Annotated in this window: 22 protein-coding genes; 8 read left to right on the top strand and 14 right to left on the bottom strand. The window is 64.5% G+C overall.

The window, feature by feature from the left end:
* Nucleotides 1-228 precede the first annotated feature (228 nt).
* From C7C57_RS06705 to C7C57_RS06680, 6 genes are all read right to left on the bottom strand, one after another.
* Nucleotides 229-1164, bottom strand: a complete 936-nt coding sequence (locus tag C7C57_RS06705; protein WP_187978046.1) for an acyltransferase — start codon at nt 1162-1164, stop codon at nt 229-231.
* On the bottom strand, nt 1115-1984 hold the full coding sequence (locus C7C57_RS15970; protein WP_370581450.1) for a patatin-like phospholipase family protein: 870 nt from the start codon (nt 1982-1984) through the stop codon (nt 1115-1117). Before C7C57_RS15970 ends, C7C57_RS06705 begins: the two co-directional genes overlap by 50 nt.
* A 117-nt stretch (nt 1985-2101) precedes the next feature.
* Complete coding sequence (locus C7C57_RS06695; RefSeq protein WP_187978044.1) at nt 2102-2764, bottom strand: ABC transporter ATP-binding protein; 663 nt, start codon at nt 2762-2764, stop codon at nt 2102-2104.
* Complete coding sequence (locus tag C7C57_RS06690) at nt 2761-4284, bottom strand: hypothetical protein (protein WP_187978043.1); 1524 nt, start codon at nt 4282-4284, stop codon at nt 2761-2763. Before C7C57_RS06690 ends, C7C57_RS06695 begins: the two co-directional genes overlap by 4 nt.
* A 9-nt stretch (nt 4285-4293) precedes the next feature.
* On the bottom strand, nt 4294-4599 hold the full coding sequence (locus C7C57_RS15740) for a hypothetical protein (RefSeq protein ID WP_223144792.1): 306 nt from the start codon (nt 4597-4599) through the stop codon (nt 4294-4296).
* Between the two features lie 511 nt (nt 4600-5110).
* Nucleotides 5111-5509, bottom strand: a complete 399-nt coding sequence (locus C7C57_RS06680) for a hypothetical protein (protein ID WP_187978041.1) — start codon at nt 5507-5509, stop codon at nt 5111-5113.
* A 269-nt stretch (nt 5510-5778) separates the two neighbouring features.
* On the opposite strand from C7C57_RS06680, the gene valS reads away from it, so the two are divergent.
* The 4 genes from valS to C7C57_RS06660 all read left to right on the top strand — a co-directional run bounded on the left by valS (nt 5779) and on the right by C7C57_RS06660 (nt 9686).
* A complete protein-coding gene (valS, locus tag C7C57_RS06675; RefSeq protein WP_187978040.1) occupies nt 5779-8361 on the top strand; it encodes a valine--tRNA ligase in 2583 nt (860 codons plus the stop codon).
* Between the two features lies 1 nt (nt 8362).
* Nucleotides 8363-8815: a GNAT family N-acetyltransferase gene (locus C7C57_RS06670; protein ID WP_187978039.1), complete on the top strand. Its 453-nt coding sequence runs from the start codon at nt 8363-8365 to the stop codon at nt 8813-8815.
* A gap of 1 nt (nt 8816) precedes the next feature.
* Nucleotides 8817-9083, top strand: a complete 267-nt coding sequence (locus C7C57_RS06665; protein WP_187978038.1) for a hypothetical protein — start codon at nt 8817-8819, stop codon at nt 9081-9083.
* Between the two features lie 189 nt (nt 9084-9272).
* On the top strand, nt 9273-9686 hold the full coding sequence (locus C7C57_RS06660; protein ID WP_255505795.1) for a glyoxalase: 414 nt from the start codon (nt 9273-9275) through the stop codon (nt 9684-9686).
* Nucleotides 9687-9802: 116 nt separating this feature from the next.
* Here C7C57_RS06660 and C7C57_RS06655 read toward each other — a convergent pair whose 3' ends face one another.
* The 4 genes from C7C57_RS06655 to C7C57_RS06640 all read right to left on the bottom strand — a co-directional run bounded on the left by C7C57_RS06655 (nt 9803) and on the right by C7C57_RS06640 (nt 13698).
* Complete coding sequence (locus C7C57_RS06655; protein WP_187978037.1) at nt 9803-10525, bottom strand: SDR family oxidoreductase; 723 nt, start codon at nt 10523-10525, stop codon at nt 9803-9805.
* A 43-nt stretch (nt 10526-10568) separates the two neighbouring features.
* Nucleotides 10569-11783 (bottom strand): MFS transporter, encoded by a 1215-nt coding sequence (locus C7C57_RS06650; protein WP_187978036.1) that lies wholly within the window; start codon nt 11781-11783, stop codon nt 10569-10571.
* A 108-nt stretch (nt 11784-11891) separates the two neighbouring features.
* A complete protein-coding gene (locus C7C57_RS06645) occupies nt 11892-12806 on the bottom strand; it encodes a LysR family transcriptional regulator (RefSeq protein WP_187978035.1) in 915 nt (304 codons plus the stop codon).
* Between the two features lie 85 nt (nt 12807-12891).
* Nucleotides 12892-13698: a class I SAM-dependent methyltransferase gene (locus C7C57_RS06640; RefSeq protein WP_223144791.1), complete on the bottom strand. Its 807-nt coding sequence runs from the start codon at nt 13696-13698 to the stop codon at nt 12892-12894.
* Between the two features lie 40 nt (nt 13699-13738).
* Between C7C57_RS06640 and C7C57_RS06635 the strand changes: the two genes are divergently transcribed.
* The 3 genes from C7C57_RS06635 to C7C57_RS06625 are packed head-to-tail and all read left to right on the top strand — an operon-like array spanning nt 13739 to nt 17035.
* A complete protein-coding gene (locus C7C57_RS06635; protein WP_370581445.1) occupies nt 13739-14344 on the top strand; it encodes a lactococcin 972 family bacteriocin in 606 nt (201 codons plus the stop codon).
* On the top strand, nt 14341-16392 hold the full coding sequence (locus C7C57_RS06630; RefSeq protein WP_187978033.1) for a hypothetical protein: 2052 nt from the start codon (nt 14341-14343) through the stop codon (nt 16390-16392). Before C7C57_RS06635 ends, C7C57_RS06630 begins: the two co-directional genes overlap by 4 nt.
* The gene (locus tag C7C57_RS06625) at nt 16385-17035 is read left to right on the top strand and encodes an ABC transporter ATP-binding protein (RefSeq protein WP_187978032.1); all 651 of its coding nucleotides are present in this window, start codon (nt 16385-16387) and stop codon (nt 17033-17035) included. The genes C7C57_RS06630 and C7C57_RS06625 overlap by 8 nt, the downstream gene beginning before the upstream one ends.
* A gap of 192 nt (nt 17036-17227) precedes the next feature.
* On the opposite strand, the gene C7C57_RS06620 is transcribed toward C7C57_RS06625, so the two are convergent.
* The 4 genes from C7C57_RS06620 to C7C57_RS06605 all read right to left on the bottom strand — a co-directional run bounded on the left by C7C57_RS06620 (nt 17228) and on the right by C7C57_RS06605 (nt 21241).
* Entirely contained in the window at nt 17228-18301 is a 1074-nt protein-coding gene (locus tag C7C57_RS06620) for a 2,3-butanediol dehydrogenase (RefSeq protein WP_187978031.1), read from the bottom strand.
* A 200-nt stretch (nt 18302-18501) separates the two neighbouring features.
* Nucleotides 18502-19779 (bottom strand): ATP-dependent Clp protease ATP-binding subunit ClpX, encoded by a 1278-nt coding sequence (clpX, locus tag C7C57_RS06615; protein ID WP_030143853.1) that lies wholly within the window; start codon nt 19777-19779, stop codon nt 18502-18504.
* Nucleotides 19780-19951: 172 nt separating this feature from the next.
* Nucleotides 19952-20614, bottom strand: coding sequence for an ATP-dependent Clp protease proteolytic subunit (locus tag C7C57_RS06610; protein ID WP_030143854.1), 663 nt, complete (start codon nt 20612-20614; stop codon nt 19952-19954).
* Between the two features lie 27 nt (nt 20615-20641).
* On the bottom strand, nt 20642-21241 hold the full coding sequence (locus C7C57_RS06605) for an ATP-dependent Clp protease proteolytic subunit (protein WP_255505794.1): 600 nt from the start codon (nt 21239-21241) through the stop codon (nt 20642-20644).
* Nucleotides 21242-21568: 327 nt separating this feature from the next.
* Here C7C57_RS06605 and C7C57_RS06600 point away from each other — a divergent pair, with 327 nt between their 5' ends.
* Nucleotides 21569-22585 carry an NADP-dependent oxidoreductase gene (locus C7C57_RS06600; RefSeq protein WP_223144790.1) on the top strand — a complete coding sequence of 339 codons (1017 nt, stop codon included), beginning with the start codon at nt 21569-21571 and terminating at the stop codon, nt 22583-22585.
* The last annotated feature ends 1 nt before the right edge of the window (nt 22586 follow it).

Genomic DNA, 22586 nt, shown 5'->3' with positions numbered 1-22586 from the left:
TCTACCGAGAAATCTTCTTGCGATGTGCATCACGGGCCGTTCAATCAGTCGGTGGAGCGAATACGCCATCGATGTGGCGACCACGAAAAGCATGCAAAGCGCGCCCAGTGCGCCCCAAAGTTCATACCCATCGGCGGGTCTCACGTATTTCGTCCATACGGTAATAATCGGCCACTGAACCAGGTAAAACGAGAACGTAAATGGCGCAAGCGTAGCCACGGGAGACAACTACGCGTGCGACCTTCCCAATCGCCACTCAGCATTTGCGATGCCCGCGACGATCAACACAATTGGCACCAGCGTAAGCGAGGTCAGCGCTACCAGGAATGGTGCCCACAGGGTTGCATAGACAATGGCCAGCACGGTGAGTATGGCCACCAGGTATGGCGAGACGGTAGGCCAACTTCGTCGCATAAAAATCGTGCACACGATTGCACCAATCACACATTCAATCAATCTGATTGGCGGAAACAAATAAACTAACCAAAACTTCCACTGAGACACATCCACCTGATCGGCTCCGGTCAGAAACGCGGGTTCGCTGAGCGTACGGCCATCTGGAAAAATCGAAAGAACCCACGGCAAGAGAATCACGACAGTGGCGAGTGCGGTTCCCAGTATCCAGAGCAGCTTGGTTGAACGTCGAGTTATCCAGGGGAGCACAAGTGGAAACGTTCCATAAAAGAGCACCTCAACACAGAGTGTCCACGCGGGAACATTAAGGCTGAAGAAGTATGAATCGTTAGGAACCCAACCGTGCACAAGAACAAGGTTCGCAATCGCGGGCAATAGCCCCGGCCATCCCAATACAACGAAACAGATACCCCACAAGATCACGTGCGAAGGTACGATTTTGAGAAATCTACGTGCGATGAACTCCCCATTGACGCGCTGTCTCGATGCAACCCAGGTAATGATGAATCCGCTCAGGACGATAAAGAAGGATACTGACTCGTATCCGACCTTGTTAAAAATTTGAGTTGTCGCCAGATGAAGATTGTCATCTCGAAATACTCGATACTGCAGAGCATGTGCAAGAAAAATCAGTAGTGCGGGTAAAACCCTGATTCCCGCCAGCGATTGCAGCGGCACACCCATCTGCGTGGGTACGGCCCTAGCTGTCATTTTTCGACGTCCAATAGTCGTCCAGACGTTCAGCTTCATGAATACCCTGTACGAAACCCGCACGCGCAGCTGCCCGCTGCACGTCGGGGTCCATGAGGCGACCATGAAGTATCGACGCTGATGACCTATCGGGCTCTACAACCAAGGCCCGCGCACGCGCGGGTGCTTCCGAGTCTCGTGGCCCCTGGAGGTTCGGTGTGGGCTGAATCACGAGTAGCCGTCGAGCCTGCCCCACAAGATCGACGTTAGTGTCACTCAATACGCCCGCGTCAAAAAGGGTCTCCTCGCGGTCGCCAAGGCGGACATCGACTGGCGGCCACATGCCCGGAACAGCACTGGCTGATGCTATGGCCGTGAATAGCGGAACCTTTGAGTTCGAGTCCAAAATGACACGTTCACCCGTCGACGCCTGCAGGGACACTATTTGAAGTGACTTTTGGGGCCAAGAGCAGATTTCGCCAAGTCTCATGCGAATAGTGTCGATTCGCTCACGGTGGAGTAACTGACGGTCGGCGTATTCGCTTCGTAGTGCAACATCCGCCCAGAGCAGCGAATAGGCGGCTTCATCTCGCGCTTCGGGGAGAATCCGCCCGACTTCAGCCGAAAAATTCCTGGAACGCCGCGGTATATTCGTTTCCCGGTCCGCCGTCTCCTCACGAAGCATATTGAGATATGCCGCCCTAATCGCTCCGTGGTTTAGTAGCAAAACGCCAGCAGTTGCCCCCGCCGAGGTTCCGAGGACAACCATATCCTCATATTGGGTGAGATTCACCCGTGTGGAGATCGCATGGAGGTATCCAGTCATCCACGCAAGACCTCCCGGCCCGCCGCCGCCAAGCACCACCACTCGATTCAACATTTTCGGCATGTGATCACCTCATTTCGTCGTGACCCTCAGTCTGTGCTTCGCCGTATGGAGTAACCACACCCGCGCAAGGGTAGGCATTCCGGTCACTAGCTTCGATTGAAGTTTCACCTAGCCGAGTACGTCTGAGGAATGCCCGGGCGGTCGCTCGATTACCTGCTGGTCCTCGATCACAAATACCCGTTGGGCCAGCAGATCGACATCATGCGGATCGTGACTCGTAAATACGATGGTGATGCCCTCATCGCGAAGGCGGACGAGCCGCTCGCGAAGTGATTGCGCGGAGGCAGCATCGAGCGCGTTAAACGGCTCATCCAGGATCAAGACCTGGGGCTCCTCCATGAAAGCCTGGCAGAGCGCCAGTTTCTGTTTCATCCCCAGTGAATACTGCCGCACCCGCCCGGTGTTTTCGGGATCGAGTCCGAAAGACCGCATCAGTTCGGCGAGTTGCGCCTCACCGGTGAGACGACGAATCCGGGCGAGTGTCTTGAGGTTGTCGATTCCACTGAGATGCGGCAGCGCTCCGGGACGATCGATCAGCACGCCGAAGCGGTCGGGGAAAACCCTGTGTCGGTCGAGGAATTTGGGGTCAACAACCACCTCGCCACCGTCGGGCTTCACGAGGCCGCAGAGCAGCCGAAGCAGGACCGATTTCCCCGAACCGTTTGGCCCCACCAGGGCATGAATCACCCCGGGTTCAATTGCCAGGTTGACGTGCTCATACAGGATTTGTCCCCGAAAGCGTTTGACCAGTTGTGTGACGGTGATGATCATGAGGGGGCTCCTTCCAGAGCCGAGCGAAGCGGATATGGGATACGAGTGCGAGCAAGAACTGCCAGGGCGATGATCAGCCCCATCGCCGTGAGGAGCGGGCCGGCAAGATCGGGCCATATTTTGCCCGGATGACCCGGATCAATCCCCGGGGAAATGACGGCGGCGATTGGCCCCAGCGGAACGATCGCCGGATATCCGAGGATCAGATAGGCTCCCAGCGCTACCGGCCATGCGTGCTCGATCGCCCGCACCCACCAGAGCAGCAGCACGAGAGCAAGCAGCATGAGCGTGTGTGCGAACAGGCCCAGGGTGAGGATCGCGAGCGCACCGACGTTTCGAGTGCCCTCATCAGGCGGTTCGGCAATGACGAGGCTGGGAGCCCGGATCACCATGAGAAACAGTCCGAAACCGGCCGTCATCACGGCCAGGGCGGCGAATCGCACAAGCATGGACGCCAACCATCGCGCAAAACTGCCTAGGCGAAGCACGAGCTGCAGGTGCCAGGCCGCCCCCGCGGTCGCCAGGGAGCGGGCCGCGAGTGTGGCCGCAACCAGGGGCAAAAGCATCGTGCGAACGTACCCGATCGGGTCCCCAAATCTGCCGGGAAAGAGTATAGCCAAAACCTCATTCGAGTCACCTGAGATGGGGCCTGCACCCCACACGGCGATGGTGCCCGCCACAATCAGTGCGCCCACACCCACCCACCGCCCACCCCCGAAACGGCGTCCGTCCCGGTGCCACAGCACAAGAACCGAGGCGAAGGTGAGCAGACCGAGGAACGCCCCCGTTCCCGGCCACGTTCCGGTATTCAGAGCATGCCCGGGATCGATCAGACTCGCCGGATCGAAGTTCCAGACGGGAGTAGCGTCCGGCGCTCGGGCCGGCGGATCCTGCCAGGGCAGAGCGCCGAAGGCGGCCAGCGTAATCAGTGTTCCGCTCGCCGGGACGATCAGGCGTGCGGTCCTGGTGAGTCCGGCCGCGGCGAGCACGAGGGCGGTTGCCGTCACCAGTGTGAGGGCGACCACGATCCAAACCAGGTGAAGGAATACCGCAAAGATCGGTAGATCTATGTATTCGGCAAAACTGCCTGCGCCATCCTCCGCGGACAATCCCGATGCGCGGCCGAGTGCCAGACCGCTCCATCCCGCTCCCATACCGCGTGGCGCGGCGATCACCAGGACGGCGGCGCAGAGCATCACCACGTGGACCAATCCCCTGCCCGCCAGCTCACCCGTCGCCTCCCCGGCGGCGCGGGCGCGGGATCCGGAACGCATCAGGGTGTCCGGGTGGACTACTCGGTTGAGCGATCGCGCAACGGGAACCGCCCAGAGGAACATCAGAATCCCGCCAAATTGGGGATTACCCACCACGACAAAATACAGGTCCCACGCGTCTGTATCCGGGCTCGGCGGGCGTACCGTCGAGGCTGCCAGGGCAAGCGCGATCATGAGCGCAATCACAACTGGTCCCGCAGGCGAAAGCAGTCCCAGGCTAAAGCCGCGAAGAATTGAGCGTCGCATGGCCGGAACCTACGCCAGTCTCGGCAGTGATCGCGAACGTGCCAGCAGAATCATCAGCGCGAGTGCCACCAGAACCGCAAGGATCAGCCCCGGGGCCAGCGCATCGCCCAGCGTGAAGCGTTGCAACCCTCCCGGATAGACGGCACCGATAACAAAAGAGAGTTCGGGCCTGCTCCCCACCTGCGCGAGCACACTCTGAATCATGTACACCGCCAGGGGGAACAACAGAGCGAGAACCCGACTCCGTATCACGAGTGCCGCGACGAAGCCCAGCGCCGCGAACATGGCGGCATGCAGACCCAGCCACACCGGCACCGAAGGCCACACCGCCGCCGCGCAACAGCACCACCAGCGGTCCGGCCGATTCGGCTACGGCTCGTACGGCCTCGGCCGAGGGCCCAAACTCCTCGGGCACAATGGCGCGAGGGAAGAGAGTGGGAATAATCGTGGCGGCCACGATCCACCAGACCATCCCGATCAGCGCAAAGCCCACCCCCGAAATCGCAACCCCGCGCGCCAGCAGCGAAGTCAAATAACGGCGAATATCGGTACGTGCCCGAACTAAGGGAATCCATCCCGCATGCAGCTCACGGGCGAGACGACCGCCGCCCAGATACGCGGCAACAAGGGGCAGCAGCAGTCGAATGCCGCTACCGGCGAAAGCGGCGTAGACCCCCTCAGGACCGCTCACCAGGCTGTGCGAGGAATCGCGGAATCCGGTATACAGCCCGAGTATCAGCACGGCAAGAAGCACGGCGACGGGAAAACCCCAGGACGGGACACTCCCCCGCCGCCATGCTTTTGCGGTAGCAAACTTCACCGGGGCCTAGTTCGTTGTGAATGAGCCGCTGATCGCCACATCGACCACCGCCCAGACATTATTGGTCACGATAAGCCTGGTCCGTCCACCTGCCGGGGTTCCGTTCGGAATCTCGTGATTGATTCCAGTCCCGAGCCCCTTCTTCTCCTCGAACTGGTTTCCAGCGTTCGCATCCTCGGCTTTCACATTGGCCGAATAGTTTGCGCCAATCCCGCTGAAGTTAATGGTGGAGTTTTTGGAGCTGCTCTTTGACTGCGTCACGAAGTATCGGGACTGCTGATACTTGTTCAGGATTCCACCAAACTCGGTCGAATCTCCTTGAGCGTTAGCCGCTATCCCTCCGCCTACTATGAGCGCGGCGCTCACTGCGACCGTGGTGACGAGCTTTCCAATCCTGTTCATCATGTTCTCCTGATTCAGTGATCTCCGGCAACGATTTGTCTCCGGTTTGACCAGTCACACACCAGACCTTGGGTACCCGCTGGACGCTGGGAAGGGATTTAGCTTTTTTCGTCACATATCGGCAAAACTCCGAGGATTCACCGTTCTTGACCGCCGCGCGAGTCCGACACGGCAGTTCGCCTCGCGGGCGGGCGGCTCTCCGCTAAACTGAACGTTAGTCACCCATTAGGCACGTACACACCGTGCCGCCCATAACGAAACCGGAGCATGCGATGAGCACCCCCGTCCCCGACAAGCCCGCCCTCGAAGGCCTCGAAGCCAAGTGGGGCTCGGTCTGGGAAAACGCCGGAACCTACCGCTTCAACCGTGCCGCCGCCCTCGAGGCCGGTCACGACTGCGTGTACTCGATCGACACCCCGCCGCCCACCGCCTCCGGTTCGCTGCACATCGGTCACGTCTTCAGCTACACCCACACCGACGTGGTCGCCCGCTTCCAGCGGATGAACGGCAAGCAGGTCTTCTACCCGATGGGTTGGGATGACAATGGTCTGCCCACCGAGCGTCGCGTGCAGAACTACTACGGCGTGCGCTGCGACCCGACCCTGCCCTATGTGGCCGATTTCGTGCCGCCGCACGAGGGTGGCGACGGCAAGTCGAGCAAGGCCGCAGATCAGCTGCCCATCTCGCGTCGCAACTTCATCGAGCTGTGCGAGAAGCTGACCGTCGAGGATGAGAAGCAGTTCGAGTCGCTGTGGCGCGACCTCGGCCTCTCGGTCGACTGGGATCAGAGCTACCGCACCATCTCCCCCGAGGCGATCCGCACCAGCCAGCTGGCGTTCCTGCGCAACCTCGAGCGCGGCGAGGCCTACCAGGCCCTCGCCCCGACCCTGTGGGACGTGACCTTCCGCACCGCCGTGGCCCAGGCCGAGCTGGAGGACAAGGACCAGCCCGGTGCCTATCACCGCCTGTCCTTCGCCAAGGCCGATGGCGGCACCATCGAGATCGAGACCACCCGTCCCGAGCTGCTCGCCGCGTGTGTTGCCCTGGTCGCGCACCCCGATGACGAGCGCTTTAAGGACCTCTTCGGCACCACCGTGACCACCCCGGTGTTTGGTGTCGAGGTGCCCGTGCTCGCCCACCACCTGGCTCAGCCCGATAAGGGTGCCGGTATTGCGATGATCTGTACTTTCGGTGACCTCACCGATGTCATCTGGTGGCGTGAGCTCGACCTCCCGAACCGCACCATCATCGGCAAGGACGGCCGCGTGATCGCCGAGGCTCCCGAGGCCATCACCTCCGAGGCAGGCAAGGCCGCCTTCGAGTCGCTCGTGGGCAAGACCGTGTTCAGCGCCAAAACCCGCGTGGTCGAGCTGCTGACCGAGGCCGGCGCGCTGATCGGCGAGCCCAAAAAGATCACCCACCCGGTGAAGTTCTTCGAAAAGGGTGACAAGCCGCTGGAGATCGTCTCGACCCGTCAGTGGTACATCCGCAACGGTGCCCGCGACGAGAAGCTGCGCGCCCGCCTGCTGGAGCTCGGCACCGAGCTGAACTGGCACCCCGACTTCATGCGCGTGCGCTACGAGAACTGGGTCAATGGACTCTCCGGCGACTGGCTGATCTCGCGTCAGCGCTTCTTCGGTGTGGCCCTGCCGCTGTGGTACCCGCTGGACGAAAACGGCGAGCCCAACTACGACGCCCCGATCGCCGCGACCGCCGAGTCGCTGCCGGTTGACCCCACCGCGGACCCCGCACCCGGCTACACCGAGGACCAGCGCGGCGTTGCCGGCGGATTCATCGGTGAGGTTGACGTGATGGACACCTGGGCCACCTCCTCGCTGACCCCGCAGCTCGCGGGTGGCTGGGAGCGCGACCCCGAGCTGTGGAACCTCGTTGCCCCGTTCAGCCTGCGCCCGCAGGGTCAGGACATCATCCGCACCTGGCTGTTCTCGACCATGCTGCGCTCGACCCTTGAGGACGACCGCAAGCCGTGGAGCGACGCCGCGCTGTCCGGCTGGATCCTCGACCCCGACCGCAAGAAGATGTCGAAGTCGAAGGGCAACGTCGTGACCCCGGCGGACATCCTGGAAAAGCACGGTTCGGACGCCGTCCGCTACTGGGCAGCCACCAGCCGCCTGGGCACCGATGCCGGATTCGACCCGCAGAACCCGACGCAGATCAAGATCGGTCGCCGCCTGGCGATCAAGGTCCTGAACGCCACCAAGTTCATCCTCGGCTTCGAGGCGCCCGCCGGCGCCGCGGTCACCGAGCCGCTGGACCAGAGCCTGCTGACCACGCTGAACAAGGTTGTGGCCGACGCGACCGCCGCGTTTGCGAACTACGACCACGCCAAGGCACTGGAAATCGCCGAGTCCTTTTTCTGGGAGTTCTGCGACGACTACCTGGAGCTGGTCAAGGAGCGCGCCTACGGTGAGCCCGGCGACGCTCAGGCCAGCGCCGTAGCCGCCCTGCACCTCGCACTCGACGTGCTGCTGCGCCTGTTCGCGCCGTTCATTCCGTTCGCCACGGACGAGGCGTGGTCCTGGTTCCGCGAGGGCAGCATCCACTCGGCCACCTGGCCGAGCGCGGATGAGGTTCCCGCGACCGGCGACCCCGCGCTGTTCTCGCTCGCGAGCGCCGCGCTGATCGGTATTCGCCGCGCGAAGACCGACGCCAAGGCCTCGCAGAAGACCCCGGTGGACACCGCCACCATCGCCGGTTCGGCCGAGCAGATCGCCCTCCTGCAGGGTGCCCTGACCGACCTGCAGGGTGTGGGACGCATCAATGAGCTGAAGACCGCGATCGGCGATGAGCTCGCCGTGACCGAGATCGTCTTCGCCGAGGTTCCCGAGGCCTAGCATGAGTGTCCGCCCCATCCGCGCCGACGAGTTCACCGACTGGCACCGTCTCTTCTCCGCCTACGCGGGGCTCTTCCGAGACGGTGTGAGCGAGGAGCACGCGGCACTGGTGTGGGGCTGGATCACCCGGGGCGAGCACCAGCTGCACGCCCTGGTGGTCACCGATGATTCGGATCGGCCGGTCGGTCTGGCGCATGTGCGCTGGATCGCCCGGCCGCTGGCCGGCGAGATGGGGCTCTATCTCGAAGACCTGGTGATCGACCCCGATGTCCGCGCCCGGGGCCTCGGCCGCGAGCTGCTGGACGGGGTGGCCGAGTTTGCCCGCGCGGGCGGCGCACCCACGGTGCGCTGGATCACCGCACCGGATAACACCCGGGCACGGGCGCTCTACGCGCAGGTGGCCGAGGAGGCCCCGTACATTATCTACGACCGGTTTGTGGAGGTGGGCAACTAGCATGCAGCTGGGTACTCGATGGGGGTTCGGTGCGGCGCTGCCCGCCGCGCTCCCCGCGGCCGCCGAGGTTCCGGTGCGCGAGGTTGAGGCGGTCCGGGAGCTGTCGTTCTCGGCCGCGGAACTCGCCAATTGGCGCTGGACACTCACCTATCTGGAGGGCCGTCCGCACCTGGAACTGGAGGACGGCACCCTGCTGGTCCTGAACCCGGACGGCAGCGCCGCAAGCGTCACCGAGCCGGGTGCCCCCGACCCCGACGACGACTGGTAAACCGAGCACCCCGGAGTACCGCACCGCCTTCCTGAGAGCCGCAGCCGGCCCCGAGTTCGGGCGCCCCGGATCGGCACCTCATCGCCCCGAGAGCCTCCCCGATTCGGCACATAAACTCCCCGAGAATTCCGTCAAGGCCGGTACCCAACCGCCCAGACTTTTACCGTCAGCACAGCCCCAAGGAGCCCCGTGATTCCGCAGCCGCTGCCCCACCGTGAGGATCCGGTTCCGGACACCCCGTTTGGTCTGGGCCTCCAGCACGTCCTGCTGGCGATGCCGCGCGGCGGCGAGGACGATGCCCGTGCGTTTTACGGCGGCCTGCTCGGCCTCACCGAGATTCGCAAGCCCACGGTGCTGATCGCCCGCCGCGGCGTGTGGTTCCGCGGCGACGCCCTGGAAATCCACCTGGGGGTCGAGGATCCCTTCCGCCCGGCCCGCCGCGCCCGCCCCGGCATCATGACCCGGGACCTCGACCTGCTCTCGATCCGCCTGCGCGAGTACGGCCTCCCGGTGGAGATGGACGAGTTCTTCCCGCCGTACCGACGACTGATTTCCGAGGACCCGTTTGGCAACCTGCTGGAGTTCGTGACGCCGCGGGTCTAGGACCAATTCGGATCATCACCGGACCGGCCATGAGGGTCGAGCACCATCCCCTCACCGGTACACGCCCAAAACGCCCGTGGGATCCACCGATCCCACGGGCGTTCCGTGCGAGTTACCTAGACGATCAGCGTCCCGCCGTCCACAACCGAGACGGTCCCGGTGACGAAGTCCTGATCCATCAGGGCGAGGAAGGCCTTGGCCACGTCTTCGGGTTCACCCACCCGGCCCATCGGCAGGCCCGCGGCGGTGCCCGCATACATGGCCTCGCGGTCGGCCTCGCTCATGCCGTTCCACAGCGGGGAGCGCACCACACCCGGTGCCACCGCGTTGACGCGTAGCGGGGCGAGTTCCACCGCGAGCGAGCGCATCGCGGAGATCGTGGCGCCCGAGGCGGCGGATCCCAGCAGCCAGCCGGGTCCGCCCCGGTAGGCAGCGGTTCCGCTGGTCAGCGTGATCGATCCTCCGGCCCGCAGGTGCGGAACCGCGAGGCGCACGGCGTCGAGGGCGTGGAACAGGCGCAGCCCGAAGAACGCGGCCGCCTTGTCCGGGGTGAAATCGCTGAGCGGAACCGCGGCGAGGTTTTCGGCGGCGGTGTAGGCCAGGTGGTCAAACTCCCCCACCAGGTCGAAGAAGGCGGAGACGCTCGCGGAGTCCGCCGCGTCCACCGCATAACCGGTCACCGATTCGGGAAGTTCGGCGAGGGCCCGGCGCACCGATTCGGGGTTGCGGGATCCGATGAAAACCTGCGCTCCGGCGAGCGCCGCGGCGCGAGCGGTGGCCAGGCCGAGGCCCGAGGTTCCGCCGAGGATAACAATCTTTGAGGTGTTGTTTACTGTCATGTTTCTATGCTCAATCCTGTGGGGTGCGGGCGTCCAAGACCCTTTATGCGTGTGTTGATACCTGGGCGGTATCGCTCGAGGTGGGGGCGGTCCGCGGCCGGTCGAACAGGCGCACGATGCCCGTGATCACAACGATCGCGATGCCCACGACCGCCACGCCCGCCCAGCCGTCGATACCCCAGGCGAGGGCGGCCAGCGCGGTCCCGATGACTCCGCCGCCGAAGTATCCGGCCATGTACACACCGTTGGCGCGGCCGCGCTCACTCGGGGCGATCACCGCATAGATCACGTGTTGATTGGTGACGTGGATGCCCTGGACCGCCACATCCACCAACAGGATGCCCACGATCAGCGCCGCCACATTGGTCGCTCCGGCGCTCAGGGCGACCGCCCCGACCAGCGCCACCAGGATCAGCAGCGCGGTCCGAGTGCCGGCCGAGAGTCCGCGGATGCGACCCAGCAGGGTCGCGCACAGGGCGCCTGCCACACCGAGCAGTCCAAACAGCCCGATCACCGCCTCCGAGTAGCCATAGGGTGAGCGCTCCAACAGCAGCGCGAGGGTGGACCACAGCAGGCTAAACAGGGCAAACATCAGCGCGCCGTAGAGCGAGCGGATGCGCAGCTCGGGATGGGCGCGGAAGATCCGCACGGTCCCGGCGAGGATCGCTGAGTAGCGGGTGCCGGGGGCGGCCGGTCGGGCGGCCCCGCCGAGGACGCGGCGCAGCACCGGAATCAGCGACACCATGAGGATAGCTGCGCCGATAAAGACCGGTCGCCATCCCCACGGGGTCGCGACCAGCCCGGCCACGGTGCGGGCCAGCAGGATGCCGGTAAGCAGGCCACCGATCACCGTGCTCACTACCTGCGGGGCCGAACCGGGGGCCGCCAGGTTCGCAGCCGCGGGCACGATCACCTGGGCGCTGAGATTGGTGATGCCCACCACGGTGACAGCGATCCCCAGCACCACCGCGTTGGTGGACAGGGCGAGGGCCACCAGCGCGAGCGCCTCGATACTGAGCAGCACGGTAATCAGGGTGCGCGGGCGGATCAGGTCGCCGAGCGGCAGGATCAGCAGGATCCCCAGCGCGAATCCCAGCTGGCTCGCGGTGAGCAGCACCTGCACGGTGGATACCGCGATCCCCAGGTCGGCGGCAATGGTGGGGATCAACGGCTGAATATAGTAGAGGTTCGCGGCTATCAGGCCGGTGGATACCGCCAGCAGCGCGGTGCCGCGGGCGGTGAGAAGGGAGTGGGACACGGGGTGCCTTTCGGATGATCAGATTCGTTCATCCCCAAGATGCGCCCGGGCGCACCGGTCCGTCCAACACCCTTCTCTCCCGCTTCAATACCCTGCGGGTATGGATGGTTAGGCGTCGATCGCTGCTACCCGCTCGGCGATCAGCGTGCCCACCTCCCGCTCGGCGATCTCGCTCAGCGCGGTGAGCACCGGAGTCTGGCGATCGGCGGGGATCGCCAGCCCGACCCGACCGTGTGGCAGGTCGATCACCGGGCGGGCGATCACGTCTCCGCGGGTATAGAAGGCGGCGGTGGAGGCTGGCAGAATTACGATGCCACGTCCCGCGGCCACGTACTCCAGTTTCTCCTCGACCGTGTTGACCACGGGCAGGCCGATCCGATCCAGCGAGAGCGCATTCGGGCGCACTGTCAGCACCGCGTCGCGCCATTCGGGTACCGCGTCGGGATCCTGCAGAAGGTTCTCGGCTGTGAGTGCGGCGAGGGTAATCTCCTCCAGCTCCAGCAGCGGATGCCCGGTCGGGAGGACCACCACGCGCGGTTCCTGCAACAGTTCGATCACGTGCAGGCCGCGGCGCGGAACCGGCAGGCGCACAAAGCTCGCGTCGATCCCGCCGTCCAGCAGGGTCTCGATCTGGGTGTCCCATCCGGTGCGTTGCACGTCCACGGTGAGTCCGGGGAAACGCTCGACCAGATCGCGCACCACCGAGGTGATGATCAGGCCCGGCATGAACCCGATGGTCAGGTGCGGTCCCTGCCGTCCCGCGGTGCGAGCCCGGCGCTGCAGCGCGGCGGCCCCGGCGAGCAACGCGCGGGCGTCGTCCACCAGCGCGGTCCCGGTTTCGGTAAGCCGGGTGCCACGGCTCGACCGCTCAAACAGGGTGGTCCCCAGTTCCCCCTCCAGCGCGGTAATCTGCCGGCTCAGCACGGGCTGGGCGATGTGCAGCCGCTCGGCCGCGCGCCCATAGTTCAGCTCTTCGGACACCACCAGAAAGTAGCGCAGCTTGCGCAGGTCCAGGTCACTCATGCTCGGAGTCTACTCCGGACGGGACCACACACCGGGGCGTGAGGTGCCCGAGGCCCACGACCTGGGTCTCGGGCACCTCGAACGGCTATGCGACCGCCAAGATCTCCCCGTGCGGCATCGCGTACCAGCCGGCAGGGTCGGCGACCCAGGCGGTCCAGGCGTCGGCGATCTGCTGGATCTGGGTTTCGGTGGCGATACCCTGGCTGATCGCGTCCGGTCCCCAGTTAGAGGAGGACGCGCGCTCGGCCCAGGCACCGCCCCACCACTCGCGCTCATCGGGTTCGGAGAAGCCCCACACCGATGCGCTTGCACGCACCTCGGCGAAGCCCGCCTCGAGCGCCCAGGCTTTGAGGAAGCGGCCACCGTTGGGCTCTCCCCCGCCGGAGCGGGCAAGTTCCTGATACACGCGCATCCACTCATCCAGGCCGGGCAGGAGTGGATACCAGGAGGCGGATCCGTACACCACATCGCGCGCGGCGACGATGCCGCCGGGCTTGGTCACCCGGCGCATTTCACGGAGTGCGGCAACCGGGTCGCCGAGGTGCTGGAGTACCTGGTGGGCGTGCACGATGTCGAACGAGTTGTCCTCGAAGGGCAGTTCATACGCGCTCCCGGCGAGGAAGTGGGCGTTGTCGACGCCGAGTCCGGCCGCACGCTGAGTAGCCTGCTGGGTAACCGATTCGGAGGCGTCTAAACCAAAAACATCGCCCGGAAATACTCTCTGGGCGATGTCGGTGGTGATGGTTCCGGGGCCACTTCCTACATCGAGGACGCGACAGCCGGCAAGCAGATACGGGGAAAGATAGGCGGCCGAATTCTCGACCGTCCGCCACGAGTGAGTGCGAAGAACACTGGGGTGATGCCCCAGCGTGTACCGTTCCATACTTGCCATATCGCCAGCCTAGGAGGCGCGCTCTGGCACCCCTGACCGTATGACAGAATCACGCCCGTTCTGCCGCGTGGCGCAATCCCGAGCCGGGCCCGGCACCCCTTTTATGACGTTTTGGATGTCATATTCACGGTTTCCCACGGCAAAACGAAACCTGGCGACACCCGGCGTCACACTTCGGTTTCTTTATCTGGCTCCCAGGTTTCGGCGCGTACCGTGGCCGCCACCTCGCCCCACTCGGTGCGGGGTGATCACCACGAAGAAAGGAATTGCCATGAAAAATCTCCTCAGAAACGGCATCCTCACGGGTTCCCTCGTGACCGGGCTGCTCCTCACCGGAGGCGCGCTCGCACCCGGAGCCTTCGCCGCCGGTACCAGCACGCCTGATGGCGGAGGAAACTCCACGCAGAGTAACAACAACAAGCCGTTGAAGATCGAACACCCCGGCGGCGGAACGTGGGATTGGGGCGTCCTGTTGGGAAACAACTGGTCGTACTATTTGCACGGATCTCAGGAGCACGGCTCCAGCGTAGGAGGCGACAACGGACTGGTCCGATCGAAATGGGTCGCTCCCGGACAATGGTCCAAGGCCAACGCACCCGATACCAACCTATTCCGGATTGACGGAGCATACTGGCGCGTCAGATGACCTCGCGTCTCCCACAGCGAGGACTCCGGCTGGCGTATTTCCTTGCGCTGGCCGGGGTACTCGCCGGCGTCTTTGCGACGCTCGTAGTGATGGAGGACCGAACGGGGTCCCTCGGCTGGAACCTCGCGTTCAAGGCGGTGGCGAGTGATCAGGGCGTTGCTCCGGCCGCCGATACCCTGTCGAAGCTCACCCGAGTCGCCACCGAGGGGCGATACACCCTCGCCAGATTTCGCGCAGATCCCGAACACCCAGCAAACCAAAACACGCTGGACATGATCATCGGTGATCCGCGCAGCGATCTGGCCGAATGGGTGCGCTCGGGCTACCCACAGTTTGGACCGGGAACCAGTGCCACAGTGGACGCAATTGACCCACAAACGGCCGGCGACCTCGCCGGGGACTTTGTCCTGCAGGGGTCACCCAACAATCGTGATCGTGTCGCCGCAGTATTTGAGCGTGCGGGCTACACCACTCAATTCGTCGATCTCTCGGACCCACGGCCGTTCCTCATCTGGTTCATCCAGGAACCGATGGCCCCGGGTCTCATCGCACTTGCCCTCCTCAGCGTGCTTCTCACGGTCCTCAGCGCACTGACGTCCGTTCGTCGCTACGCGATCGGACGGCTCCACGGAGCGACCACCCTCCGCCTGCTCGGCCGCGACCTCGCCGATGTTTTCCTCGGGTTCTGGCCCGCGTGGATTTTTCTGGTCCTGGGCGCTACAGTCCTAGTCGTCTGGGGCAACGGTGGCAACCAACTACCGCTGTATCTCACGGTCGCGGCGAAGACCGCACTCGTGCTGTTAACACTGCTGATCGCCTGCCACGCAACCGCCATCCTGATCACCGCCCGAGTGCCCATACACCGCGCGCTGACCGGCCGTTCGATCGCACGCGGTTCCCTTCCGCTGCTCCTCGTTATTCGCGTGCCCGCCCTGGTTTTCGCGCTCATTCTCATGTTTCCCCTGGTTCAAACCCGTACGGATCTAGAGGAGAAGAATCAGGCAATCACCGAGTGGCGGGCCTACCCCACCGCCAACTTCATCAACCTCAGCGGTACCCAAAACAATTCGGTGGCCGAGGCGCAGATGCCCGCGCTCGGGGCGCTCATTCGCGCCGAGGAGCAGTCCGGAACCATCATTCTGGCTTCGTCAGACGTGCTCACTTCGGTCACCGGCGAACTTCCGGTTTTTCGGGTCAATCCGAAGTTTCTGGACTCTCAACCCCTTCACGATGACCGCGGTACCGTCGTGGTGCCCGATCCTGCCGCACTCACGCTTCTCGTTCCCGTGTCTCGGTGGGCAGAGCGCGACGCCCTCGTCGCCGCGGTCAAAAACAGCCGCGAAAGCGACGAAGACCGTTCGGCTCCCCCGAGCGAACCGCCGCCGGTGGATGTCCAGAAAATCCGCGACGGACAGTCGATCTTCACGTTTGCCCAGCGAGCGAGCGAGGCTTCCCCGGCGCGGCTCACCGACTCGATCATCCTTGTCATTCCCACGGATTCCGGCGCGATCTCCGACTACAATCTCGCCGCGAGTGCCTCGGGAGGAGGGGTCATCGTGCTGAATCGCGACGCCCTGCGCTCGCAGATCACCGCTGCCGGCCTCGGAGAGATCATTCGCTCCTACGAACCCGCCGGCGAAACCGCGCAGGTGGAGCGTGAGCGTACCGCGCGTGACCTGACCGGGGCGGTGTTCGGGACGATCGCCGCGCTCCTGGTCCTGATCGGCGGGGCGCTGGGTACCGCCGAATTCACCACGCGCAACCGCTCGACCGAGCTGTTTGTCCAGTTCGCCTCGGGATGGCGGTTCACCAGGCGGTTCCGGCGAATCCTCCTCGCTGAGGTAATTCTTGCCGTGGCCGGGCTCGGGATCCTCGTGGCAGAGATCGCTAGGCGATCACAGTACCGCAGCACCGATCCGGTCGAACCCTCCACGCTCCCGATCTTCCTGGCCGGCGTCGCCGTGGTTGCGCTCACCTCCGGCGTCCTGATCGCCGGACTCCACCTGTTCCCCACCCGCAGTCGACGCACCGGAGGTTCCGATGACTAACCCCGCACCACTCACCCTGCACGATCTGAGCAAGCGCTATGGCGAACGCGTGCTCTGGCATCAGCTCTCCGCCGAGGTTGCGCCCGGGGAGCTGGTCGCGGTCACCGGCCCCAGCGGCTCGGGCAAGTCCACGCTCCTCAACGCGATCGGCCTCCTCGAACCCGCAAGTTCGGGGCGGATCACCGTCGGCGAGGACGAGCTCACCCGGTTCGGCCCCGGCCGCGCCCGCCGGTTTCGCCGAGACGTGCTCGGCTACCTCTTTCAGAACTTCGCCCTGGTCGGCTCGGCCAGCGCCGCCGCCAATATCCGGCTCGGCCTGGTGCGCTCCCCCGGCCGCAAAGTCCTCGCCGCGCGCACCGCCGAGGCGCTGGACCGGGTGGGGCTGGGCGGACGAGAGCGCACCCCGGTGTACCAGCTCAGCGGCGGTGAACAGCAGCGGGTCGCGCTCGCCCGCCTGATCGTCAAGGATCCGCGGATCATCCTCGCCGACGAACCCACCGCGTCCCTCGATGCGGGCAACGAACGGATCGTCCTCGATGTCCTGCGCGAGCGGGCGGCGGCCGGCGGCATCGTGTTGATCGCCACCCACTCGACCGCGCTGGCGGCCGCCTGCGATCGTACGCTCGTTCTTACGCCACCATAACCGGCGGGAAAACACACGGCGGGCGACCCGCCGAAACCGGCCGGTCGCCCGCTCGCTTGGCCGGACTCCAGACTCCAGCACCTTGAGGCTAGAGGCTAAGCGCTGTACGCCAGACGCCAGACGCCAGACGCCAGACGCCATAGTCCATAAACCAGGGGCCGTAAGCCAAAAGCCAGCGCCAATAATCCCGGCCTAGAGCCCCGCGCCCGACGGTGAGACCAGGATCTTCACCGCGGTCTCGTTACGGTTGATCAGGGTGTCGAAGCCCTCATCGATCAGCCGGTCCAGCCCAATCTTGCCGGTGATGAACGGCTTAAGATCGATCTTGCCCGACTCCACCAGCGCGATCGTGTCCGGGTGGTTCCCCATGTATCCGATCGTGCCACGCAGGTCGATCTCCTTAACCACGAGCTTCTGCAGGTCCACCGTCGCCGGCTTGCCCCAGATGGACACCACAACGATCGTGCCGCCGGCCTTGATCGCGTCCACCAGGGTATTCAGCACCACGTTCACCGAGGTGCACTCGAATGCAACATCGGCACCGCGGCCGTCGGTGAGTGCCCTGACCTCCTCCACCACGTTGACCTTCGAGGGGTCAAACGCGTGGTCGGCAACCCCGGATTCCAGGGCCTTCTGGCGGCGCAGCTCGCTCAGCTCGGAGATCACCACGGTCACCCCCTTGGCCTTGAGGACCGCGGCGGTGAGCAGCCCGATCGGACCGGCCCCGCCGATCAGGGCCACGTCACCCTCCTGCGCACCGCTGCGCACATAGGCGTGATAGCCCACCGAGAGCGGCTCGATCAGCGCGGCCTCATCCAGCGGCACGTTATCGGCGATGGGGTGCACCCACCGACGCTCCACGGTGATCTTCTCCCCCAGTCCGCCGCCACGGCCGCCCAGACCGATGAAGTTCATGTTCGGGGTCAGGTGGTAGTTGGTGCCGGGCTCGGTCGAGTACTGCGGGTCGATGATGTAGGGCTCGACCACAACCTTCTGGCCCACCTCGATATCGGTGACGCCCTCACCCACCGCGTACACCACACCGGACATTTCGTGCCCGAGGGTGATCGGTGCCTCCTCGCCCGAGATCGGGTGCGGGTGTCCCGCCGGCGGCACAAAGATCGGCCCATCCAGATACTCGTGCAGGTCGGATCCGCAGATTCCACACCAGGCCACATCGATGCCGACGGTCCCGGCGGTCACCTCCGGTACCGCGATGTCGTCGATTCGAATGTCGCCACGGTCATAGAAACGTGCTGCCTTCATGGGGTGCTCCTCACTCGTCATCCGGATGGGAGGGATCGCCTCCCACCAATAACTTTACGCTCGTTATGTATTGACATCGAGGGATCCCTCGGCGTGCCTCAAGACGGATTCCTCCCCCGATGAATTTCGGGTAAACACAACAGAAAGGCCCGGCACGCGCATGGCGTGACGGGCCTTTTGGCCGGATAAACCGGGAAGATCTAGGCGGACTTCTCGCGCACTCGGCGCTCGCGCACCACCAGGGTCGGGGCGGCATTTTCCACCACGGTGGCCTGGGTGATGATGACCTTGCCCACCTCGGTGGTGGAGGGAACCTCGAACATGATCGGTCCCAGCACCTCCTCCATGATCGCGCGCAGACCACGAGCACCGGTCTTGCGCAGCACCGCGAGATCGGCGATGGCCTCGACGGCCTCGGGCTCGAACTCCAGCGCAACTCCATCAAGCGCAAACATACGCTGATACTGCTTGACCAGGGCGTTCTTGGGGACCGTGAGGATCTCCACCAGCGCCTGCTGATCCAGCGGGGTAACCGCGGTAACCACGGGCAGACGACCGATGAACTCGGGGATCAAACCAAACTTGTGCAGGTCTTCGGGGAGCACCTCGGAGAACCAGTCGGTGCCGTCGGAATCGGCGTGCAGCGGGGCACCAAAGCCAATGCCCTTCTTGCCTGCGCGGGCCGAGATGATCTCTTCCAGCCCGGCAAACGCGCCGGCCACGATGAAGAGCACGTTGGTGGTGTCGATCTGGATGAATTCCTGGTTGGGGTGCTTACGCCCGCCCTGCGGCGGCACCGAGGCGACGGTGCCCTCCAGGATCTTCAGCAGCGCCTGCTGCACACCCTCACCCGAAACATCGCGGGTGATCGAGGGGTTCTCGGCCTTGCGGGCGATCTTGTCAACCTCATCCACGTAGATGATGCCGGTCTCGGCGCGCTTCACGTCGAAGTCGGCGGCCTGAAGCAGCTTGAGCAGGATGTTCTCGACGTCCTCACCCACATAGCCCGCCTCGGTCAGCGCGGTGGCATCGGCCACGGCGAAGGGCACATTGAGCTGCTTGGCCAGGGTCTGGGCCAGATAGGTCTTACCGCAGCCGGTGGGTCCGATCATCAGAATGTTGCTCTTGGCGATCTCCACCTCATCGGCGCGATCCTCGGCGCTGGCCAGCGTGCCGCCGGCCTGAATGCGCTTGTAGTGGTTATAGACGGCCACGGCGAGAGCCTTCTTGGCCCCCTCCTGACCGATGACGTACTCCTCGAGGAAGTCAAAGATCTCACGCGGCTTGGGCAGGTCAAACTCGGGAGTCTCCTCGGTGCCGGCCTCGGCCAAACGCTCCTCGATGATCTCGTTACACAGCTCGACGCACTCGTCACAGATGTACACGCCGGGACCGGCGATCAGCTGCTGCACCTGCTTCTGGCTTTTGCCACAGAAGGAGCACTTGAGTAGATCAGCGCTTTCACCGATGCGTGCCATGATTCCTCCAGATCCGGGTTACCCCCAAGGTTACCGTCACCTTGAGCCTAGTCGAGGCCACCGACGTCGTGTGTCCGGCCCCGCCGCATTCCTTCACGACCGTTATGGTCGCGGAATGCACGCGAGGCGCGTGTTGAGAATCTCAGCACGCGCCTCGCGGGTAAAGCAGTTGCTACGCGGTAATCGCGAGCGGGTTCTTGCGGCTCTCCAGAATCTGGTCGATCAGACCATATTCCAGCGCCTCCTGAGCCGAGAGGATCTTGTCGCGGTCGATGTCCTTGTGGACCTCTTCCACGGTGCGCTTGGTGTGACGGGCGAGGGTTTCCTCAAGCCACACCCGCATGCGGGCGATCTCGGCGGCCTGGATCTCGATGTCCGAAGCCTGTCCGCCACCCTGGCCCACGGCCGGCTGGTGAATCAGGATGCGGGCGTTCGGCAGGGCCAGACGCTTGCCCGGGGTACCACCGGCGGTCAGCACGGCGGCGGCCGAAGCTGCCTGGCCGAGCACCACGGTCTGCACGTGCGGACGGATATACTGCATGGTGTCGTAGATCGCGGTCATCGCGGTGAAGGATCCACCGGGTGAGTTGATGTACATCATGATGTCGCGGTCGGGGTCCATCGACTCCAGCACCAGCAGCTGCGCCATGATGTCATCGGCCGAGGCGTCATCCACCTGCACGCCGAGGAAGATGATGCGGTCCTCGAAGAGCTTCGCGTAGGGGTCCTGACGCTTATAACCGTAGGCGGTGCGCTCCTCGAAGCTCGGCAGAATGTAGCGCGAGCTCGGGCTCTGCAGCATCGAGCCGCCGGCCTGGAAAGTAGGGGTCTGCATATTCTCTATCCTGTCGTTTCGCGCCGGTTACTTGGATTCGGTTCCGCCGCCGCCGGTGACGTCGGTAGCCGAGGAACGAATGTGGTCCACAAAGCCGTACTCCAGAGCCTCTTCGGCGGTGAACCAGCGGTCGCGGTCACCGTCCTCGTTGACCTGCTCGACGGTCTTACCGGTCTGGTCGGCGGTGATCTTCGCCAGGCGCTGCTTCATGTCGTTGATCAGGGCAGCCTGAGTCTGGATGTCGCTCGAGGTACCACCGAAGCCACCGTGGGGCTGGTGCAGCAGCACCCGGGCGTTCGGGGTGATGTAGCGCTTGCCCTTGGTGCCCGCGGTCAGCAGCAGCTGGCCCATCGAGGCGGCCATGCCGATACCCACGGTCACGATGTCGTTGGGCACAAACTGCATGGTGTCGTAGATCGCCATGCCGGCGGTGATCGAACCACCCGGGGAGTTGATGTAGAGGAAGATGTCTGCTTCGGGGTCCTCGGCAGCAAGCAGCAGCAGCTTAGCTGCGATCTCGTTTGCATTGTCATCGCGGACCTCGGAGCCGAGCCAGATGATTCGGTCCTTCAGAAGACGGTCAAATACACCGGGCTGGGGTGTGATGTCGGCCATGTCGCGCTCCATTCGTTTTGTGCGTCGAATTGAATCTATCGCGCCCGAAGGCATCGCGCTGGCGTGTTCGCCCACGGCGTGCACCGTGGCGTTTACCGTTCGCCCGAGGCAAACAACACAGCAGGTTCGCACAGCACCAACACACGCGAGCACCATGGCGTTTACCGTTCGCCCGAGGCAAACAACACAGCAGGTTCGCACAGCACCAACACACGCGAGCACCGTCGCGCTTACCGTTCGCTCGGGGCAAACAACATGGCCGTCATTTATGGGCACGCGGGCGATGATTCACGCCAGGATAGAGGTGAGACGATCTCACCACCAACCGAAGGGTGCCCCGTGTCCGTTCTGTCGCACCGCTTTCAGCTGGTCGCCCGGCCCACCGGGCTGCCCGGGCCCGAACACTTCGAGGTGGTGAGCGAAAGGCTCGACCTCGCCGCACTCCCCCGGCTTGCCCCGCCGACGCTGCTGGTACAAAACGTCCTCTTCTCGGTGGACCCCTACCATCGCGAAATGATGGACGGCGACTGGGCGCTGCACGCCCCGCTCGAGGGACGCTCGGCCGGTCGAGTCCTGGCGTCGACCTCGCCGGCGTTTCGTCCCGGTGACATCGTGCTGCACCGCCGTGGGTACTCCACCCATGCGCTGGTTCCCGCCGCCGAGGCGCGGAAGATCGTGCCGCCCAAGGGAGTCCCGCTCGAGGCCTACCTCAGTATTCTCGGCGGTACCGGGCTGACCGCCTATGTGGGCCTCACCCGCATCGCCGAGCTGCATGGAGGTCAGGCCCTGCTCGTCACCGCGGCCGGCGGCGGCGTGGGCACGGCGGCGGCGCGAATCGCCCGGCTGCTCGGCGCGAGCCCCATCGTGGGCATCACCAGCACCCCGGAGAAGGCCACGCGACTGCTCACAGGTGGCGCCTACGACCGGGTTATCGCCTCCCGGGATGCCGTGGCGCTCGCCCGAATGCGCGCCGAGGGTGCCAGCCGGTTCGACGTCGTGCTGGAAGGCGTGGGTGGCGACCACCTGGCCCTGGCGATCGACCTGGTGAAGCCGCGCGGACGCATCGCCTGGGTGGGAGCCATCGGCCAATACACCGCGACCGAGTCTCCCGCGGCACCACGCAACCTCTTCACCCTGGTGGACAAGCAGGTGCGCCTGGAGGGATACCTGGTGGCCTCCTATCTCGACCTGCAGCAGGAGTTCGAGGACTTCCTGATCCCGCACATCCTCTCCGGAGACGTTCCCCTAGAGGTGACCGTGACGCACGGATTCGACCAGGCGATCGACGCCCTCCAAGGCCTGTTCACCGGGGCAAACCTCGGCAAGGCCCTGGTGCGTCTGATCCCCTCGGTCTAGC

Origin of the sequence: Mycetocola sp. JXN-3 (genome assembly GCF_014522285.1) — a bacterium.
Classification (GTDB): Bacteria; Actinomycetota; Actinomycetes; order Actinomycetales; family Microbacteriaceae; genus Mycetocola; species Mycetocola saprophilus.
This window is presented reverse-complemented; position numbering and strand designations above follow the sequence as displayed.

What these genes read in the sequence shown, in the direction of transcription:
- C7C57_RS06705 (WP_187978046.1), bottom strand. Translation starts at nt 1,164, where the DNA reads ATGAAGCTGAACGTCTGGACGACTATTGGACGTCGAAAAATGACAGCT.
- C7C57_RS15970 (WP_370581450.1), bottom strand. Translation starts at nt 1,984, where the DNA reads ATGTTGAATCGAGTGGTGGTGCTTGGCGGCGGCGGGCCGGGAGGTCTT.
- C7C57_RS06695 (WP_187978044.1), bottom strand. Translation starts at nt 2,764, where the DNA reads ATGATCATCACCGTCACACAACTGGTCAAACGCTTTCGGGGACAAATC.
- C7C57_RS06690 (WP_187978043.1), bottom strand. Translation starts at nt 4,284, where the DNA reads ATGCGACGCTCAATTCTTCGCGGCTTTAGCCTGGGACTGCTTTCGCCT.
- C7C57_RS06680 (WP_187978041.1), bottom strand. Translation starts at nt 5,509, where the DNA reads ATGATGAACAGGATTGGAAAGCTCGTCACCACGGTCGCAGTGAGCGCC.
- valS (WP_187978040.1), top strand. Translation starts at nt 5,779, where the DNA reads ATGAGCACCCCCGTCCCCGACAAGCCCGCCCTCGAAGGCCTCGAAGCC.
- C7C57_RS06670 (WP_187978039.1), top strand. Translation starts at nt 8,363, where the DNA reads ATGAGTGTCCGCCCCATCCGCGCCGACGAGTTCACCGACTGGCACCGT.
- C7C57_RS06665 (WP_187978038.1), top strand. Translation starts at nt 8,817, where the DNA reads ATGCAGCTGGGTACTCGATGGGGGTTCGGTGCGGCGCTGCCCGCCGCG.
- C7C57_RS06655 (WP_187978037.1), bottom strand. Translation starts at nt 10,525, where the DNA reads ATGACAGTAAACAACACCTCAAAGATTGTTATCCTCGGCGGAACCTCG.
- C7C57_RS06645 (WP_187978035.1), bottom strand. Translation starts at nt 12,806, where the DNA reads ATGAGTGACCTGGACCTGCGCAAGCTGCGCTACTTTCTGGTGGTGTCC.
- C7C57_RS06640 (WP_223144791.1), bottom strand. Translation starts at nt 13,698, where the DNA reads ATGGCAAGTATGGAACGGTACACGCTGGGGCATCACCCCAGTGTTCTT.
- C7C57_RS06635 (WP_370581445.1), top strand. Translation starts at nt 13,739, where the DNA reads ATGACAGAATCACGCCCGTTCTGCCGCGTGGCGCAATCCCGAGCCGGG.
- C7C57_RS06630 (WP_187978033.1), top strand. Translation starts at nt 14,341, where the DNA reads ATGACCTCGCGTCTCCCACAGCGAGGACTCCGGCTGGCGTATTTCCTT.
- C7C57_RS06625 (WP_187978032.1), top strand. Translation starts at nt 16,385, where the DNA reads ATGACTAACCCCGCACCACTCACCCTGCACGATCTGAGCAAGCGCTAT.
- C7C57_RS06620 (WP_187978031.1), bottom strand. Translation starts at nt 18,301, where the DNA reads ATGAAGGCAGCACGTTTCTATGACCGTGGCGACATTCGAATCGACGAC.
- clpX (WP_030143853.1), bottom strand. Translation starts at nt 19,779, where the DNA reads ATGGCACGCATCGGTGAAAGCGCTGATCTACTCAAGTGCTCCTTCTGT.
- C7C57_RS06610 (WP_030143854.1), bottom strand. Translation starts at nt 20,614, where the DNA reads ATGCAGACCCCTACTTTCCAGGCCGGCGGCTCGATGCTGCAGAGCCCG.
- C7C57_RS06605 (WP_255505794.1), bottom strand. Translation starts at nt 21,241, where the DNA reads ATGGAGCGCGACATGGCCGACATCACACCCCAGCCCGGTGTATTTGAC.